The organism is Xenorhabdus kozodoii, assembly GCF_002632875.1.
GTDB classification, from domain to species: domain Bacteria; phylum Pseudomonadota; class Gammaproteobacteria; order Enterobacterales; family Enterobacteriaceae; genus Xenorhabdus; species Xenorhabdus kozodoii.
Window position 1 is genome coordinate 107,803 of record NZ_NJCX01000005.1, and the last position, 17,369, is coordinate 125,171.

Annotated in this window: 14 protein-coding genes and 1 pseudogene; all 15 read right to left on the reverse strand. The window is 48.0% G+C overall.

Annotated elements, in window-relative coordinates:
• Positions 1-45: 45 nt before the first annotated feature.
• A complete protein-coding gene (gene ftsA / locus Xkoz_RS04675; RefSeq protein WP_099141013.1) occupies positions 46-1,302 on the reverse strand; it encodes a cell division protein FtsA in 1,257 nt (418 codons plus the stop codon).
• A gap of 32 nt (positions 1,303-1,334) precedes the next feature.
• On the reverse strand, positions 1,335-2,150 hold the full coding sequence (gene ftsQ, locus Xkoz_RS04680) for a cell division protein FtsQ (protein ID WP_099141015.1): 816 nt from the start codon (positions 2,148-2,150) through the stop codon (positions 1,335-1,337).
• 1 nt (position 2,151) lies between these two features.
• Positions 2,152-3,072 carry a D-alanine--D-alanine ligase gene (locus tag Xkoz_RS04685; RefSeq protein ID WP_099141017.1) on the reverse strand — a complete coding sequence of 307 codons (921 nt, stop codon included), beginning with the start codon at positions 3,070-3,072 and terminating at the stop codon, positions 2,152-2,154.
• Positions 3,065-4,540 carry a UDP-N-acetylmuramate--L-alanine ligase gene (gene murC / locus Xkoz_RS04690; protein WP_099141018.1) on the reverse strand — a complete coding sequence of 492 codons (1,476 nt, stop codon included), beginning with the start codon at positions 4,538-4,540 and terminating at the stop codon, positions 3,065-3,067. The genes Xkoz_RS04685 and murC overlap by 8 nt, the downstream gene beginning before the upstream one ends.
• Positions 4,541-4,576: 36 nt before the next feature.
• The gene (gene murG, locus Xkoz_RS04695) at positions 4,577-5,662 is read right to left on the reverse strand and encodes an undecaprenyldiphospho-muramoylpentapeptide beta-N-acetylglucosaminyltransferase (protein ID WP_099141020.1); all 1,086 of its coding nucleotides are present in this window, start codon (positions 5,660-5,662) and stop codon (positions 4,577-4,579) included.
• On the reverse strand, positions 5,659-6,852 hold the full coding sequence (gene ftsW, locus Xkoz_RS04700) for a cell division protein FtsW (RefSeq protein ID WP_099141022.1): 1,194 nt from the start codon (positions 6,850-6,852) through the stop codon (positions 5,659-5,661). Before ftsW ends, murG begins: the two co-directional genes overlap by 4 nt.
• Entirely contained in the window at positions 6,852-8,192 is a 1,341-nt protein-coding gene (gene murD / locus Xkoz_RS04705; RefSeq protein ID WP_099141024.1) for a UDP-N-acetylmuramoyl-L-alanine--D-glutamate ligase, read from the reverse strand. The genes ftsW and murD overlap by 1 nt, the downstream gene beginning before the upstream one ends.
• Positions 8,193-8,194: 2 nt before the next feature.
• Positions 8,195-9,277: a phospho-N-acetylmuramoyl-pentapeptide-transferase gene (mraY, locus tag Xkoz_RS04710; protein ID WP_099141026.1), complete on the reverse strand. Its 1,083-nt coding sequence runs from the start codon at positions 9,275-9,277 to the stop codon at positions 8,195-8,197.
• On the reverse strand, positions 9,271-10,653 hold the full coding sequence (gene murF / locus Xkoz_RS04715; RefSeq protein ID WP_099141028.1) for a UDP-N-acetylmuramoyl-tripeptide--D-alanyl-D-alanine ligase: 1,383 nt from the start codon (positions 10,651-10,653) through the stop codon (positions 9,271-9,273). Before murF ends, mraY begins: the two co-directional genes overlap by 7 nt.
• Positions 10,650-12,137, reverse strand: a complete 1,488-nt coding sequence (gene murE / locus Xkoz_RS04720; RefSeq protein ID WP_099141030.1) for a UDP-N-acetylmuramoyl-L-alanyl-D-glutamate--2,6-diaminopimelate ligase — start codon at positions 12,135-12,137, stop codon at positions 10,650-10,652. Before murE ends, murF begins: the two co-directional genes overlap by 4 nt.
• A pseudogene (locus Xkoz_RS04725) lies at positions 12,124-13,903 on the reverse strand (peptidoglycan glycosyltransferase FtsI). Before Xkoz_RS04725 ends, murE begins: the two are co-directional and overlap by 14 nt.
• 27 nt (positions 13,904-13,930) lie before the next feature.
• Positions 13,931-14,251 carry a cell division protein FtsL gene (gene ftsL, locus Xkoz_RS04730; protein ID WP_099141033.1) on the reverse strand — a complete coding sequence of 107 codons (321 nt, stop codon included), beginning with the start codon at positions 14,249-14,251 and terminating at the stop codon, positions 13,931-13,933.
• A complete protein-coding gene (gene rsmH, locus Xkoz_RS04735; RefSeq protein ID WP_099141034.1) occupies positions 14,248-15,192 on the reverse strand; it encodes a 16S rRNA (cytosine(1402)-N(4))-methyltransferase RsmH in 945 nt (314 codons plus the stop codon). Before rsmH ends, ftsL begins: the two co-directional genes overlap by 4 nt.
• 2 nt (positions 15,193-15,194) lie before the next feature.
• Positions 15,195-15,653, reverse strand: a complete 459-nt coding sequence (gene mraZ / locus Xkoz_RS04740) for a division/cell wall cluster transcriptional repressor MraZ (protein WP_099141036.1) — start codon at positions 15,651-15,653, stop codon at positions 15,195-15,197.
• 648 nt (positions 15,654-16,301) lie between these two features.
• Positions 16,302-17,309, reverse strand: a complete 1,008-nt coding sequence (gene cra, locus Xkoz_RS04745; RefSeq protein WP_099141038.1) for a catabolite repressor/activator — start codon at positions 17,307-17,309, stop codon at positions 16,302-16,304.
• Positions 17,310-17,369: the final 60 nt, after the last annotated feature.

The window sequence follows — 17,369 nt, forward strand, 5'->3', positions numbered from 1 at the left end:
CCGTTTTGTGCCTTTATATCGAGGCCGTGGCCTCTGTATAAAAAATCAAAATTCTTTCTTCAGCCAGTTGCTGACTTTCTTAAACCAGCCACTCACTGACGTTCTTTTATCGGCATCAGAATCGCCGCCAAGCTGGGATTCTTTGCCATAATGCAGAAGTCCAACCGCTGTTGAGTAGCAAGGCTCCTGCACATAATCTGTCAATCCAGTGATGTTCAGAGGACGACCAATGCGAACTTGGGTATGGAATACCCGCTGAGCACACTCGGCCAGACCATCAATCTGGGCTCCTCCCCCTGTCAGGACAATCCCTGCCGCCAGATGGTGTTTCACTCCCTGCTGCCGCAACTGCTCCTGCAATCGCAAAATTTCATCATTCACTAAATTCAGCAGTTCGGTATAACGGGGTTCGATCACTTCAGCCAGTGTTTGACGTTGTAAGCTACGAGGAGGGCGTCCTCCCACACTGGGGACTTCTACACTCTCATCCTTACTGACTATCGAACCCAATGCGCAGCCATGACGAACCTTGATAGTTTCAGCATCACTTGGGGGAGTACCAAACGCATAAGCGATATCACTGGTCACGACATTGCCGGCATAAGGAATAACTTTGGTATGACGCAATGCACCGCCAGTATAGACAGCGATATCCATTGTCCCGCCGCCGATATCAACGACACAGACGCCCAATTCACGCTCATCTTCTGTCAACACAGCATAACTTGCTGCCAGTCCTGCAAAAATAAGTTGATCGACTTTCAATCCACAACGTTCAACCGCTTTCACGATGTTTTTCGCCATGTCGTTATGGCAGGTAATCAAGTGGACTTTCGCCTGCATACGCACACCAGATAGCCCAACTGGATTTTTAATCCCTTCCTGATAGTCAATCGCGTATTCCTGTGGGATCACATGCAAAATACGGTGTTCATCACGAACACGAACTGACTTAGCGGTATGGACAACACTATCCACATCATCCTGTGTCACTTCTTCTTCCGAAACCGGCACCATGCCAATTTCATTCTGGCAACTGATATGCTTGCCGGAAAGTGCCAGATAGACTGAGGAAATCTGGCAATCCGCCATGAGTTCAGCCTGATCAATGGCACGTTGTACGCATTTGACGACCGATTCAAGATCGTTGACACCGCCTTTATCCATGCCGCGGGATGGGCAACTTCCTACTCCGATAATATTCACCATACCATCGGGCAGAATCTCACCAACCAGGGCAGATACCTTTGCTGTACCGATCTCAAGGCCAACTACCAATTTTCTGTCCGTTGATTTGATCATCGTTATTCTGCCTGTCTCTGTATTATTACCAGTCACTGTTTGTTTTCTTGCCCGTTCATTAAAACCGGCGTATCAGTTAATAAAGGAGCCCAACCTACCGCAGCACCGCTGTCATAACGTAAATCAACATAATCCACGCGTTTTTCCGTATTTCTCAGTAACACAGGATAAAGTTCAACAAAACGTTTCATTCGTGTCATTTTATCTCGATTTCCAAGCTCTAAACGGATATCTTTATCCAAGATTAGCTGCCAGGAATTACGTGCTGTCATGATCACTGCTTTTAACTTCATCTGGTGTTTTTTAAGAAAAGCCGCCATTGTCTGGTATTCATTCAATACGTCTTTTTCTTTGCTTTCTGGCCCATATAACATCGGATACTGCCCATTGGCACTGCGCTCTATCGGTAAGCTGAATACCCGACCTTCAGCATCCAACAGTTGGGTATCATTCCAGCGCGCATAAGGCACATATTCTACCAGATGAATTTTAAGTTCATCAGGCCATTGTTTACGAACAGTGACCTGCCGAATCCATGGCAGTTGTTCAATCTTTTCCTGAATGACGTTGACATCCTGAGTCGTAAACGTTCCGGGCGCTCCCAGGGATAAAATAGCCTGCCTTACATCATCATTTGTGGTGTAATGGCGTTCACCCGTCAACACCAGCTTTGAAAGCGGTAACCTGCTGGGATCTTTCATCCAGTCTAGCGTCATCCAGCCCCCCCACATGATGGTGCCTACCACCATCAAGAAGAAGCCAATCCCTGCCAGATAGTAACCATTACTCGGACGCGATCCCTGAGCTTCACTCTCCCGCTCCCGGCTATTCCGGGCTGCTTGCGACATACTAATCAGCCAACTCCAAAATTCTCGCGACGAGTTGAGAAAAACTCAGTCCAGCCTGACGTGCAGCGATGGGGACAAGACTATGGCTAGTCATGCCTGGGGAAGTATTCACTTCCAACAGGCAGAAATGACCATGACCATCATCCATGATATCGACTCGCCCCCAACCACGACATCCCAGCGCTTTATACGCCTTTGATGCGATATCCAATAGCTCTTGTTCTTTTTCCTGACTCAAGCCACTTGGACAAAAGTATTGTGTTTGCTCGGAAATATATTTCGCATCGTAATCATAAAATGTATCTGGAGCCTGAATACGGATGGAGGGAAGCGCGTTATCGCCCAAAAATCCTACGGTATATTCAGGGCCAAACATCCATTTTTCAACCAACACATCCGTATCATATTTAAATGCCAGCGCCAATGCGCCGCGCAATTCGGCATACCCATTCACCTTGGTCATGCCTACACTGGAGCCTTCCAGATTCGGTTTAACCATTAATGGTAGACCTAATTCTTGAACATACTCTTTGAGTTGAAAATCATTAAGTTGTTCAAATTTTTGAGAATTAATTACGACATAAGGTGAAACTGGCAGTTTTGCTCCCTGCCATAACTGTTTTGTGCGCAATTTATCCATTGATAAGGCAGATGCCATCACTCCGCTGCCGGTATAAGGAATTTGCAAAAACTCCAGCAAACCTTGCAACGTACCATCCTCACCGCCGCGACCATGCAGTGCGATAAAGACTTTAGTGAATCCTTCCTCTTTGAGTTTAGTCACATCAAAGTCTTTTGTATCAACTGAAAAAGCATTAATACCCGCTTCTTTCAGCCCTGCCGTAACCGCCTGTCCTGATTGCAATGAAACTTCGCGTTCAGCAGAAGCTCCGCCCAACAGAACAGCAACTTTATCAACCATGATGTCCTCCCTCATAAAAAGATGGCTGTAATTTTGTTTCAGCCAAATTGCGCGCTATTTTACCGATATTACCGGCCCCCTGTACCAGAACTAAGTCGTTGTTTTCTATCACCTGTGACAAAATGGTTGAAAGTTGATCAGGATCTGATACAAAAATCGGGTCCAACTTGCCACGACTACGGATAGTACGGCATAGAGAACGGCTATCCGCACCAGGGATCGGCGCTTCACCTGCGGCATACACATCCAGCATTAATAGAACATCTACCTGACTCAGAACATTGGCAAAATCATCATATAAATCACGAGTTCGTGTATAACGGTGTGGCTGGAATACCATGACAATGCGCTTATTCCCCCAACCCGCTCGTGCGGCTTTAATTGTGGCGTCAACCTCCGTTGGATGATGACCATAATCATCGACCAACATCACGCTACCTTCTTCGCCGTTGATATGTTTCAGAGGGAAATCCCCCAGAAAATCAAAGCGGCGTCCGGTTCCCTGAAATTCGGCCAGGGACGCAAGAATAGCGGTATCATCAATACCTTCTTCTGTCGCCACAGCGACAGCAGCCGTTGCATTCAGCGCATTGTGGCGTCCAGGGGCATTTAGCACGACATGCAAATCGGGCAATTCAGATCGGCTGATGGTGAAAAATCCCTGTGCGCCCTTTTGCTCATAATGGGTAATACGTACATCTGCTTCCTCACTGAAACCGTAGGTCGTGATATAACGTCCAATCCGGGGGAGAAGTTCTTTCACGACCGGATCATCAATACACATCACCGCACGCCCATAAAATGGCAGGTTATGCAGGAAGTTAACGAACGTTTGCTTTAGGTTTTCGAAATCCCCTTGGTAAGTATCCATATGGTCGGCTTCAATATTGGTGACAACCGCCATCATGGGCTGCAAATGCAAAAATGAAGCATCACTTTCATCGGCTTCTGCAATGAGATAGCGGCTGCTGCCTAAACGAGCATGTGTGCCCGCCGCTTTGACCAGCCCACCATTAACAAAGGTAGGATCAAGACCCGCCTGTGCATAAATGCCAGCAATCATTGCCGTTGTCGTGGTTTTTCCATGGGTTCCCGCAATCGCAATACCGTGGCGATAACGCATCAGTTCTGCCAACATTTCTGCACGGCGGATCACAGGGATTCGGGCTTCACGCGCAGCCACAATTTCCGGGTTTTCCGTCGAAATGGCCGTGGATGCCACCACAACGCTGGCACCCCGCACATTTTCTGGACGGTGGTTGAAATAAATCGTTGCACCCAATGCAATCAATTGCTGTGTGACAGGATTGGGAGCCAGATCAGAACCACTTATCTGATAACCTTCATTAGCCAACACCTCGGCGATACCACCCATGCCAGCACCACCGATGCCAACAAAGTGGATATGCCTGACTTTTCTCATTTCAGGCACTGAAGTTCTTAATTTCGCCAACTGTTGTGTATTCACGTTTTAATCTTCACTCGTTATGTTTACGTCACCGCTCTATCTGGAACGGCCTGAATAATTCTCTACAGCATCGATCAAGGCTGCTGCTACACGTTCAGTGGCATTGATAATGGCGACTGAACGGGCTTTTTCTGCCATTTCTAACAGCTGTGGGCGTTGCCACTGAGTTAATAATTTTGCGACAGCATCAACGGTAAATTCGGATTGTTCGAGTATCTTTGCTGCTCCCGCTTTTTCCAAAGGCAAGGCATTCCAATATTGCTGGCGATCTTTATGCTGGAAAGGAACAAAAATCGCCGGTAAGCCCGCGGCGGAAACTTCACTGACCGTGAGCGCACCAGAGCGGCATACGACAATATCAGCCCACGCATAGGCTTGCGCCATATCATCAATAAATTCAGTCACCTTGAATTCAGATTTGACTGAATTTTCATATTTTTTCTGCGTTTCTTCTCTGGCACCTTTTCCAGCCTGATGCCACAAAGTGATTTTATCGCCCAGACGGGCTGCCACCTCTGGCATCGTTTGGTTCAAGATCCTTGCCCCCTGACTGCCGCCAACGACCAATACCCGAACAGGCCCTTCACGCCCAGTTAAACGTTGCCTGGGTTCTGGTAATGCCAGTACGTCTTCCCTGACGGGATTACCGACAACCGGTGCAGTAGGGAATGCGCCCGGAAATGCCTGTAAAACGGTTTTGGCAATCTTGGCTAACCAACGATTCGTTAGCCCTGCAATGCCATTCTGCTCATGCAGTACAACCGGAATGCCACACAACCATGCCGCGACGCCACCAGGCCCGGAAACATATCCTCCCATGCCCAGTACCACATCTGGCCGATAGCCACGCATAATGGCTTTTGCCTGTCGAATGGCTTTAAAAATTCTAATCGGCGCAGCCAGCAACGCTTTGATGCCCTTGCCCCGCAAGCCTGAAATTTGAATAAACTCGATATCAATGCCATGTTTCGGCACTAAATCAGCCTCCATGCGATCCGCGGTTCCCAACCAGCGAATATCCCACCCCTGCTCTTTTAAATAGTGAGCAACCGCCAGTCCGGGGAACACATGCCCTCCCGTACCACCTGCCATCACCATTAAGCGCCGGTTTTTGCCACTCATTTAGGGCTCCTTACAAACGCCTGTGCTTTTGCCAGACGGACTTCATAATCAATTCGTAACAACAAGACGATGGCTGTTGACATCACGATCAAACTCGAACCACCGTAGCTGATTAAAGGTAATGTTAATCCCTTCGTTGGAAGCATACCTGCCGCTGCGCCAACGTTGATGAATGCCTGGAAGCTGAACCATATACCGATTGCACAAGCCAAAAAGCCAGAAAACCGTTGATTAAGCTGCAACGCCTGACGCCCGATCACCATTGCGCGGAAAGCGACGAAGAATACCATTGACAACACTAAAACCACACCGAAATAACCCAACTCTTCAGCCAAGATGGAGAAAATAAAGTCAGTGTGAGCTTCCGGCAGGTATTCGAGTTTCTGGACTGAATTTCCCAGCCCTTGACCAAAGAAACTTCCCCGGCCAAATGCCATTAGCGATTGGGTTAACTGGTAACCGCTGCCAAAAGGATCTTCCCACGGATTCAGGAAGGAGGTCACCCTGCGTATACGATAAGGTTCAGCAACAATCAGCACGCACACGGCAAATATTCCGCAGCCAATGATGGCAAGGAACTGCCATAATTTCGCCCCTGCCAGAAAGAGCAGAGCCAGTGTTGTCACAAATAATACAATCACTGTGCCTAAGTCGGGCTGTGCCAATAACAAAATCGCCAGGGCAATCATGACGCCCATCGGTTTACAAAATCCCCAGAAGTTATCTCTCACTTCCTCAACTTTTCGAACCAAATAGCTAGCGAGATAACAAAAGAGTGAGAGTTTCGACAATTCTGCGGGTTGAATACGCAATGGGCCAATTGCTACCCAGCGTGATGCCCCGTTGACTGAACTCCCCACAAACAGCACCACAACCAGCATGATGATGGTTGCCAATAACATGACGTTGCTATAACGCAACCAGAAGCTCATCGGAATACGTAGCGTAATCAGGGATAAGAAGAAGCTCAGTGACAAGTAAATCGCATCACGCTGTGCAAAGATAAACGGATTTTGGGTAAGACGCTGGCCAACGGGCATTGACGCCGACGTCACCATCACAAAGCCAATGGCAGCCAACCCCAATATCATCCAGACCAGGGTACGATCATACATAACGGCATTGGTGGTATCTGCCTCCACATTTCCCGTCAACCACGTTTTAAATTTACCAAGGCCTGGAATGGTCATCAGCCTAACTCCTCTGCCAAACGCGCAAATTCATGACCACGATGTTCAAAGCTGTTGAACTGATCGAAGCTCGCACAAGCCGGCGACAGTAATACCATGTCGCCAGAAACCAGCTTGGGGGCAATTTCTCTCATCGACTGCTCCATTGTTTCTGTCAGTGTCGTAATGTCAGGGCGCAATTGCGCTAACTGCCTGCCATCACGACCAAAACAGTAAAGACGAATATGATCCCCCGATATATAGGGTTTCAGTGGGGTAAAATCCGCCGCTTTTCCATCTCCCCCCAATAAAAGATAGAGTCTCCCTGTCAGCTTTAATCCACTCAGTGCCGCCTGAGTACTGCCCACATTCGTCGCCTTAGAATCATTCACCCAGCGAATCCCCTTTCTCATGTGGATCGTCTGAAAACGGTGCGCGAGTCCGGCGCAAGTGCGTAAGGCCTGAAGGCTGGCTGCGCGAGGGATACCGACAGCATCGGCCAGTGCTAATGCGGCCAATCCATTGGTATAGTTATGTTGCCCCGCCAACTGCATTTCATGTGTTGCTAATACAGGATGTTGATTGATCCACAGTTGTTGGTGTTCACTATCAAATCGGTAATCACCACAATCCACACCAAAGCTGATACAACGGCTATCTTTGCCTGTTGCGGGTAATGTCAGCGTATCCTGTTCATTTATCACGCAAACTTTTGCCTGATGATAAATGCGCAACTTCGCTGCTTGATACTGCGACACCCCTTGGGGGTAGCGAACCATGTGGTCTTCGGTCACATTCAGTACTGTCGCTGCTGCTGCTTTCAAGCTATATGTTGTTTCGAGCTGGAAACTGGACAATTCCAGCACATAAAGCTGGCAAGGTTGTTTCAGCAATGCCAGCGCAGGGACACCAATGTTGCCTCCCACACCAACCTGCCATCCCGCTGCTTTCGCCATTTCGCCAACCAAAGTGGTGACGGTGCTTTTGCCATTTGAGCCTGTAATGGCAACAATTGGCGCTGTCGCTTCACGGCAAAACAGCTCAATATCGCCGACAATTTCAACCCCCGCATCCGCCGCCGCCTGCAATTCAGGCGTTGCCAGCGCGATACCTGGGCTGGCAACGATTAAATCGGCATCCATCAACCACTGTTTGTTTAAGCTGCCTGTGTGACATTCGACGCGATCAGGCAGCTTATCGCTGCCTGGTGGTACGATACGGGTATCCATCACACGCGGGATCACGCCGCGTGTCACAAAAAAGTCAACGCAGGACAAGCCTGTCAGCCCTAACCCGACAATGACAATTTTTTTACCCTTGTACTCTTTATCCTTGTACTCAGTCATGAGTCGCTCAGCCATGATTAACGTACCTTAAGTGTTGCCAGTCCAATCAACACCAGCATCAAGGAAATAATCCAAAAGCGCACGATCACACGGGGTTCCGGCCATCCTTTCAATTCATAGTGATGGTGAATCGGTGCCATACGGAAGATGCGCTGTCCACGTAATTTAAATGAGCCAACCTGCAAGATGACAGACAGTGTTTCCACCACGAAAACACCCCCCATGATGATCAGCAGGAACTCCTGGCGCAGCAATACTGCGATGGTTCCCAATGCGCCACCCAGCGCTAATGAACCCACATCGCCCATAAACACTTGCGCCGGATAAGTGTTAAACCACAAGAAACCCAGCCCTGCGCCGACAATCGCCGTACAGACAATCACCAGTTCACCCGCGTGGCTCAAATAAGGGATATGCAGATAGTTAGCAAAATTCACGTTACCTGTAGCCCATGCGACCAGGGCAAAACCGGCGGCAACAAACACGGTTGGCATGATAGCAAGACCATCCAATCCATCCGTCAGGTTAACTGCGTTACTGGTTCCTACGATGACAAAATAAGTCAGCAGAATGTAAAGCAAGCCCAGTTGTGGCATAACCTCTTTGAAGAACGGCACGACCAATTGTGTTGCTGGCGTATCTTTACCGATACTGTACATCGCAAACGCCACGCCCAGGGCAATAACGGACTGCCAGAAATATTTCCAGCGAGCAATTAGCCCCTTGGTATCTTTACGAACCACTTTGCGGTAATCATCCACAAACCCCACAATGCCATAACCCATTAAAACAATCAGGACACACCAGACATACGGATTATCCAAACGGGCCCACAGCAACACAGAGATCGTGATGGAGAACAAAATCAACAATCCCCCCATGGTGGGTGTTCCACGTTTGCTAAAATGGGACTCCGGGCCGTTATCACGGACAACCTGGCCTATCTGCAATTTTTGTAGATAAGCGATCAACGTTGGCCCCATCCATAGCGCGATGGATAATGCAGTAAGCAAGCCGACGATGGCTCTGAACGTCAGATAAGAGAAGACGTTAAAACCTGTGTGATACTTAACCAGATATTCGGCCAGCCAAACTAACATTGGAAGTTCTCCTTCAATACGTTCACGACCTCTTCCATTGCGGCACTACGTGAACCTTTAATTAATATGGAAATCATTTCGTGTTGTTCCAATAAAGGAAGCAGCGCTGCAACTAATTCAGCCTTGTTTGCGAAATGCTGCCCCCGACGACTCACGTCACTAATATGGGCACTGAAGGCCCCGACACTGAGCACTTTATCTATATTTGTGGATGCCACGGCTTCGCCCACCTCACGATGGCACTCAATCGTCTGTTCTCCCAACTCGCCCATATCACCAACAACCATGACTCGATAACCGGACATCTGCGATAACACATTCGCCGCCGCAATCATGGAGCCTGGATTCGCGTTATAGGTGTCGTCCAATATCATTTTTCCTTTAGTCAGAAGGATAGGGAATAAACGTCCTGCCACCGCTTTCAATGCCGATAATCCGGTACGAATATCATCCAGCGACGCCCCCACAGAAATGGCCAGTGCACTGGCAGCTAACGCATTGGCAATATTGTGTTTTCCCGGCAGTGGCAGTGTCAGTTCAACACGCCCTATTGGGCTATGAAGACAAAAATGCGTTGCCAACGGTTGTTCTAAAATGTCTGTTGCGTAAAAATCTGCCCCTAGCGCTGATGACGCGGAAAAGCGCCATACGGTTTGTTGATCACGAATGCTGTGCTGCCAGTTATCCCAATCATGGCTATCCAGATTAATAATGGCCGTTCCGGTTGGCGCAAGCCCTTCAAAGATCTCACCTTTGGCCTTTGCCACCCCAGTTAAAGAACCAAATCCTTCCAAATGGGCAGAAAAGAGGTTATTGACCAATGCACTTTCAGGACGCGTCATTGCCGTCGTGTAAGCAATTTCACCGATATGGTTGGCACCCAGTTCAATAACGGCAAACTGGTGCTCATCGGTAAGCCTGAACAGGGTCAATGGCACCCCAATATCATTGTTGAAGTTGCCCGCAGTATAAAGGGTATTGCCACACTGACGCAGGATCGCCGCGGTCATCTCTTTTACGGACGTTTTGCCAGACGAACCGGTTAACGCCACAATGCGTGCTTTACTTTGCTGGCGAACCCAGCCGGCCAGTTTTCCCATCGCCAGACGGGTGTCTTCAACCACAACCTGGGGGCAATCCACATCCAGACGACGGCTGACCAATAAGGCGCCAGCGCCCTGCTGTACGACATCAGCCGCGAAATCATGGGCGTCAAATTTCTTCCCTTGTAAGGCAATGAACAAACCGCCACGCACGATCCGGCGACTATCGGTTTCCACAGCATCAATGTGCATAGTTGCCGCTTGCTGCTCAGTCACGCGATATAACGACCCCTTCGTTAACTGTGCCAATTGCTGTAGTGTCAGAGGGATCATGCCATTACCCCCAGTAAACGCGCAACGGTGAGACGGTCTGAGTAATCCAGGCGACAATTGCCAACTAACTGGTAATCTTCATGGCCTTTACCCGCGATAAGAACAACATCTTCCTCGCCGGCCTGCATAATGGCGCTGGTAACCGCCTCAACACGCCCATGGATCGCCATCACTCGCCCTGGATCGATGAACCCTTGCAGGATATCAGCCACAATGGCCTGAGGCTCTTCACTACGAGGGTTATCATCAGTGACAACCACACGATCAGCGCCCTGCTCTGCCACACCGCCCATTAATGGACGTTTGCCTTTATCGCGATCACCACCACAACCAAATACACACCAAAGTTGCCCTTTACAGTGCAGGCGAGCCGCAGACAAGGCTTTTTCCAAGGCATCCGGTGTGTGGGCGTAATCAACGACAACCGTCGGACGGGTCGCCGCAGAAAAGACTTCCATGCGTCCACAAACCGGTTTCAGGCAAGAGGCCATCGCCAGCAGTTTCTCCAGCGGATATTCCAGCGACAATAACGTGGCCAGTGCCAGTAGTAAGTTGCTGACATTGAACGCGCCCATCAGAGGGCTATTGAGCGTTCCATTCCCCCAACTGGACGTCAATGTGATGGAAGCCCCTTTATCGTGATAATGCACTTCACTGGCCGATAACCAACGCCCTGGCCAATTTGCAGGCAAGTTGTTTTCCATTGAGACAGCAACGGCGTCCGGCAAGCGGGATAACCACTTCTGCCCGACAACATCATCGGCATTGATGATTTTCTGCTTCACATCATGGCGGCTGAACAGTCGCCATTTAGCCTCTTCATAATTTTCCATATCCCCATGATAATCAAGGTGATCACGGCTTAAATTAGTAAAAATAGCCGCCTGAAATGGCAATGCCGCCACTCTGCCCTGAACCAAACCATGTGAAGAGACTTCCATCGCGGCAAAAGTGGCACCTTTATCAGCAAGCTGTTGTAAATTAAGCTGAATATCAACCGCAGAGCCAGTGGTGTTTTCGCTCGGTATTATCATACCCAGCAAACCATTGCCCACCGTTCCCATCACGGCACTGGTTTCACCAAGCCCCTGACTCCATTGCGCCAACAATTGGGTTGTTGTTGTTTTTCCGTTGGTGCCAGTCACCCCAACCAACTTCAATTTATTGCCGGGATGCCGGTAAAACTCGCCAGCCAGCTTGGATAATTGATTATTTAAATCGTCCAAATAGATAACCGGCACCCCATGCATTTTCTGCATCGTGCCGTTATCCGCTTTTCCCTTCGCTTCTGCAATCACCGCAGCGACACCTTGAGCGATGGCTTGAGGAATATATTGTCGACCGTCTGTCTGGTGCCCTTGAACCGCAACAAACAGATCTCCGGCAGCCGCCTTACGGCTGTCCAATGTCATTTCACGCAGCGGAAGCTCCGGTGTATCAACACCCCAAGGAGCCAATAAATCGCGCAAATTACGATCTGCCACTTTTATCCTCTTTATTGATTAATCACAAATTCGTTTTTATCGCCTACAGGCAGTGCATCAGGTTCAACATTCATGGTACGCAAAACACCACTCATGATTGTGCCAAAGATAGGTGCTGAAACGGCACCGCCATAATATTTGCCTGCCTGTGGATCATTAATGATCACAACCAGTGAAAACCGTGGATTACTCGCAGGTGCAACCCCTGCGGTATAAGAAATATACTTGTTGACGTACTTGCCATCTGGCCCGACTTTTTTAGCCGTCCCCGTTTTAATGGCAATGCGATAACCTTTTATCGCAGCCCGTACACCACCTCCTCCCGGTAATGCCACACTCTCCATCATGTGCACCACTGTCCGCATAATAGATTCTGGGAATACTCTGGTGCCCGGTACAGGAGGATCGACTTTAGTAATTGACAGTGGGCGATAAACGCCCAGGCTGCCTATCGTTGCATAGACCCGCGCTAATTGTAACGGCGTTACCATTAGCCCGTAGCCGAAAGAAAAGGTGGCCCTATCAAGATCTGACCACCGTTGTTTATTTGTTGGATATAAGCCACTACTTTCTCCGACCAGCCCCAAATTGGTTGGCCTTCCCATCCCAAAGCGTGAATAAACATCAACAATCTCTGAGGCAGGCATCGCTAACGCCAGTTTAGAAACACCAACGTTACTCGACTTCTGTAAAATTCCGGTGATAGTTAACTCAGCGCGGGGGGCAACGTCTTTGATCTCATGCCCCCGTGAACCATACGTCAATCGGTATGGTCTGGTATCCAGCACCGTATTTTCTTTGACAATGCCACTATTGAGCGCACTCATTACCACGAGTGGTTTCACTGTGGAGCCAGGTTCAAAGATATCGGTGATAGCACGGTTACGCATTGCATCTTTCGGTGTCCCGGCCAAATTATTCGGGTTATAAGATGGGCTGTTTGCCATCGCCAACACTTCACCGGTATTGACATCAATCAGTACGGCTGTACCCGATTCGGCCTTATTCAGCGCAACCGCTTTCGCCAATTCGCGATACACTAAAGTCTGGAGGCGCTCATCGATGCTGAGAGTCAAATCATGGGCAGCCCTGCTATCTGTCGATGAAATATCCTCAATGACTCGCCCTGTTCGATCTTTACGAACAGTCCGGCTTCCTGGCATCCCCGTCAGCCAGTTATCAAAACTCTTCTCAACCCCTTCAATACCTTTGCCATCAATGTTAGTGACCCCAATAATATGTGCGGTTACCTGCCCTGCCGGATAATAACGGCGGGATTCCTGGCGCAAATAGATTCCGGGTAGTTTCAATTTTTCGGCATAATCGCCAATGGAGGTATTCACTTGACGGGCAAGGTAAACAAAACGCCCGTTGGGATATTCACTAATTTTGCTGGTCAATTGTTCAAGGGGGATGGAAAGTGCATCGGCCAACGCCTGCCAACGGGAGTCATTTGTGATGCCGCCTTTTTCAAACACTTCCTTAGGATCGGCCCAGACTGCATCAACAGGAACACTGACGGCCAATGGACGCCCATTACGATCATTAATCATGCCACGGGCTGTCGGGATAGATTGGATACGTAAGGAGCGCGAATCGCCTTCTTTTACCAAACGATCAGGATTGATGATCTGCAAATAGGCAACACGAATCAAAAGCCCGATTAAAGCAAACCCAATGCCTCCGCATAGCAAGGCAAAACGCCAGCTTACAAAACTTGCTTTATCTTCTTGCTTTTTCAACTTTAAAGAGCGTGCAGCTTTCATCGCCTACCTTTTGGTTGTCAACTGGATTCATTGAGTTATCACAATATTCTCTTTACTTGGATCAACGTGTTGCATTTGCAATTTTTCAGTCGCAATCCGTTCAACCCGACTGTGATCACCCAGTGCATTTTCTTCAAGGAGCAGGTTACGCCACTCAATATCCTGAGCATCAAGCTGGATAACTTGACGCTCTTTTTCCGCAGTCAATAAGCGGGTTTGGTGTGTGACCGTCACAACACTGATGGCGGAAACGACAACGGCCACCAGTAAAATCAGTGGGAGTTTGGCGTTGCGAATTAAATCCTTGCCAATCACCCCGACTAACCCATGACGTTCACTCGCCATTATTCGACCGCCTTTTCAGCAAACCGCAAAACCGAGCTTCGCGCTCTTGGATTTGTGGCAACTTCACCCTCTGAGGGTTTCATTTTGCCAATGGATTTCAGACTTCGTCCTCCCAGCGTTTTTAACTGCGCTTCCGTGAGAGGCAAACCGACTGGAACCTGTGGCCCCTGACTGTGTTGTCGGATAAAGCGTTTCACTATGCGATCTTCCAACGAGTGGAAACTGATAACAGATAATCGCCCTTGTGGTGCCAGAACGTGCAATGCACCCTCTAATGCACGTTCGATCTCTTCCAGTTCACTGTTAATGTAAATCCTGATAGCCTGAAAGCTGCGTGTTGCCGGATGCTTGTGTTTTTCCTTAACCGGGCTTGCTTGAGCAATTAACTCAGCCAGCTCTCTGGTTCGCGTAATCGGCTGTTCCTGATTGCGTGCCACAATGGCTCTTGCGATGCGCTTAGCAAAACGTTCTTCGCCAAATGTTTTCAACACCCAGGCGATATCATCTGCTTCAGCCTTCATCAACCACTCTGCGGCAGAGTAGCCACGAGTGGGGTCCATACGCATATCCAGTGGCCCATCACGCATAAATGAAAAACCACGTTCAGGATCATCCAACTGTGGGGAGGAAACCCCTAAATCCAGCAATACGCCATCAATTTCGCCAACCAGACCCGCGTCTTCTATATAAGTTGCCAATTCGGAAAATGGCCCATGAATAATAGAAAAACGTTCGTCAGTCATCGCCTTGGACGCTTCAATGGCTTGCGGATCACGATCGATCGCGATTAACCGTCCATTGGGTCCCAATTTCGACAAAATCAGGCGAGAATGTCCCCCTCGCCCAAATGTTCCATCGATATAAATTCCATCTTGTTGGATATTCAATCCATTGACAGCTTCATCCAGTAGTACACTGGTATGCTCAAAATGACTATTTGCCATATTTATAGTGATAAATCCTGTAGCCTTGCTGATAGAGGTTCTTGTGTGGATTGCTCAGTCGCAATATCGTTCTGTATCTGTTGATACCAAACTTGCTCATCCCACACTTCAAATTTATTAAATTGCCCAACCAGCATGACTTCTTTTGTTAGCCCTGCGTGTTGGCGCAGCGTACTGGCTAATAAAAGACGTCCTGCGCTGTCCATTTGGCATTCACTGGCGTGTCCCAATAACAAACGTTGAACGCGACGTTCGGCTGGATTCATGCTGGATAAGCGAGATAATTTTTTTTCGATGATTTCCCATTCGGGTAATGTATAAAGCAACAAGCACGGCTGATGGAGATCAATGGTACAAATCATTTGACCTGTTGATTCCTCATTCAGCATTTCTCTATATCGGGCGGGTACAGTGAGTCGCCCTTTGCTATCGAGATTAACCAGCGTTGCTCCACGAAACATACTCAGGTTACCCCTTGATGGACAAAATCGCCACATTATCCCACAAATCACCACAATTAAGAGTTTACGGATGGTATGAAAACCTTGTCAAGCCAGAGCCGGGGCGCTTTAGCTAGTTTTACAGAAAGATTGGGAAGAGAAAAAGCAGGATTTTTCAATTTTGGCTATATTAATAATAGATAACACTATGATAATTTTGAATAAATTAATAAATCTGTAGAGAGCCTGATGTGGGATGAAATTTAGTGCAACTAATTACCACTTAAATTAATTTATGTCACTCATCTCTCATTGATGGTTAACTTTTAACCACTTAAAACTTATCAATAATAACAATATATTTAAGTTATAATAGTATGAAAAATAATAACATATAGAAATATTCTATTTATCCAAAAATATAAAATGGTTATATATCAATCAAGTAAGAGAATGATTTCCAAAGAATAAATAACATATGTAAACAATGGGATATTATTGAGAAATTATTCATCTTGTGAATTTAAATAACACCTTATCAATTTTAATGGTCATAAAAGGTTGTTTAGCAGAATTTTAGTCAGAATAATCCCAAAATGACCCCAGCAAGTGGATTTCGATGATTTTCAGCAGGCCAACTGCACCCTCATTTTTAATGAGGGTGCTCAATTAGGCTTTTCGACTCAACTTGCCACGACGGCATAGATGACGACGCATTCGGGTGATCCCAGGGGTTGGACGTTGTTTTTCATCCAGACTGGCTAATACCAGTGCCAGGGCACATTCAGCGACATCACGATGGCGCTGCGCCACAGACAATACCGGACATTCAAGGAAATCAAGCAACTCATGATCGCCAAATGTCGCAATGACTAATTGACTTGGTAAATGACCATTGCGCTTGAGCAGCGTATCCATAATGCCCTGGAGTAACGCAAATGAAGTGGTATATAAGGCCTGAGGAACGGGGTTTGTTTCCAACCATGACGCAAATATTTCCGCCGCAGCTTCGCGCTCATAGCTATTCGCATAAACATAGTTAACAGCCCGTGGATCATGCTCCCACGCTTCGCGAAAACCCTGCTCACGCAAGAAACTGACCGATAATTCAGGCAGTGCCCCCAAATAAAGGACAGATTCAGCCGGAAATTGACGTAACTCCTGTGCCAACATCTTCGCATCTTCAAGATCATCCCCAACCACACTGACAAAGTGTTCACTATCCAGCGCACGGTCAAGTGCGATAATGGGTAATGCACGATTTGCCCAACGCTGGTAGAAAGGATGTTCCGGCGGCAAGGCAGTGGAAACAATGATAGCATCAACCTGACGTTGCAAGAGGTGTTCAACACAACGCATTTCATTATCAGGCTGATCTTCAGAACAGGCGATCAATAGCTGATAACCACGCTGCCGTGCCTGACGCTCCAGATAATTGGCAATCCGTGTGTAGCTGGTATTTTCTAAGTCGGGTATCACTAACCCAATGGAACGGGTTCGCCCCGCTCGAAGACCAGCAGCAACAGCATTAGGATGGTAATTATGTTCCCTGACCACTGCCATCACTTTTTCTACTGTTTTATCACTGACCCGATACTGTTTGGCTTTACCATTGATGACATAACTGGCCGTAGTACGTGAAACACCTGCTAAGCGGGCGATCTCATCCAGTTTCACATTAACCCCTCAGTAAGATGATGAAAAAGCCCTACTTTACAGTAGGGCTGAATGAATATC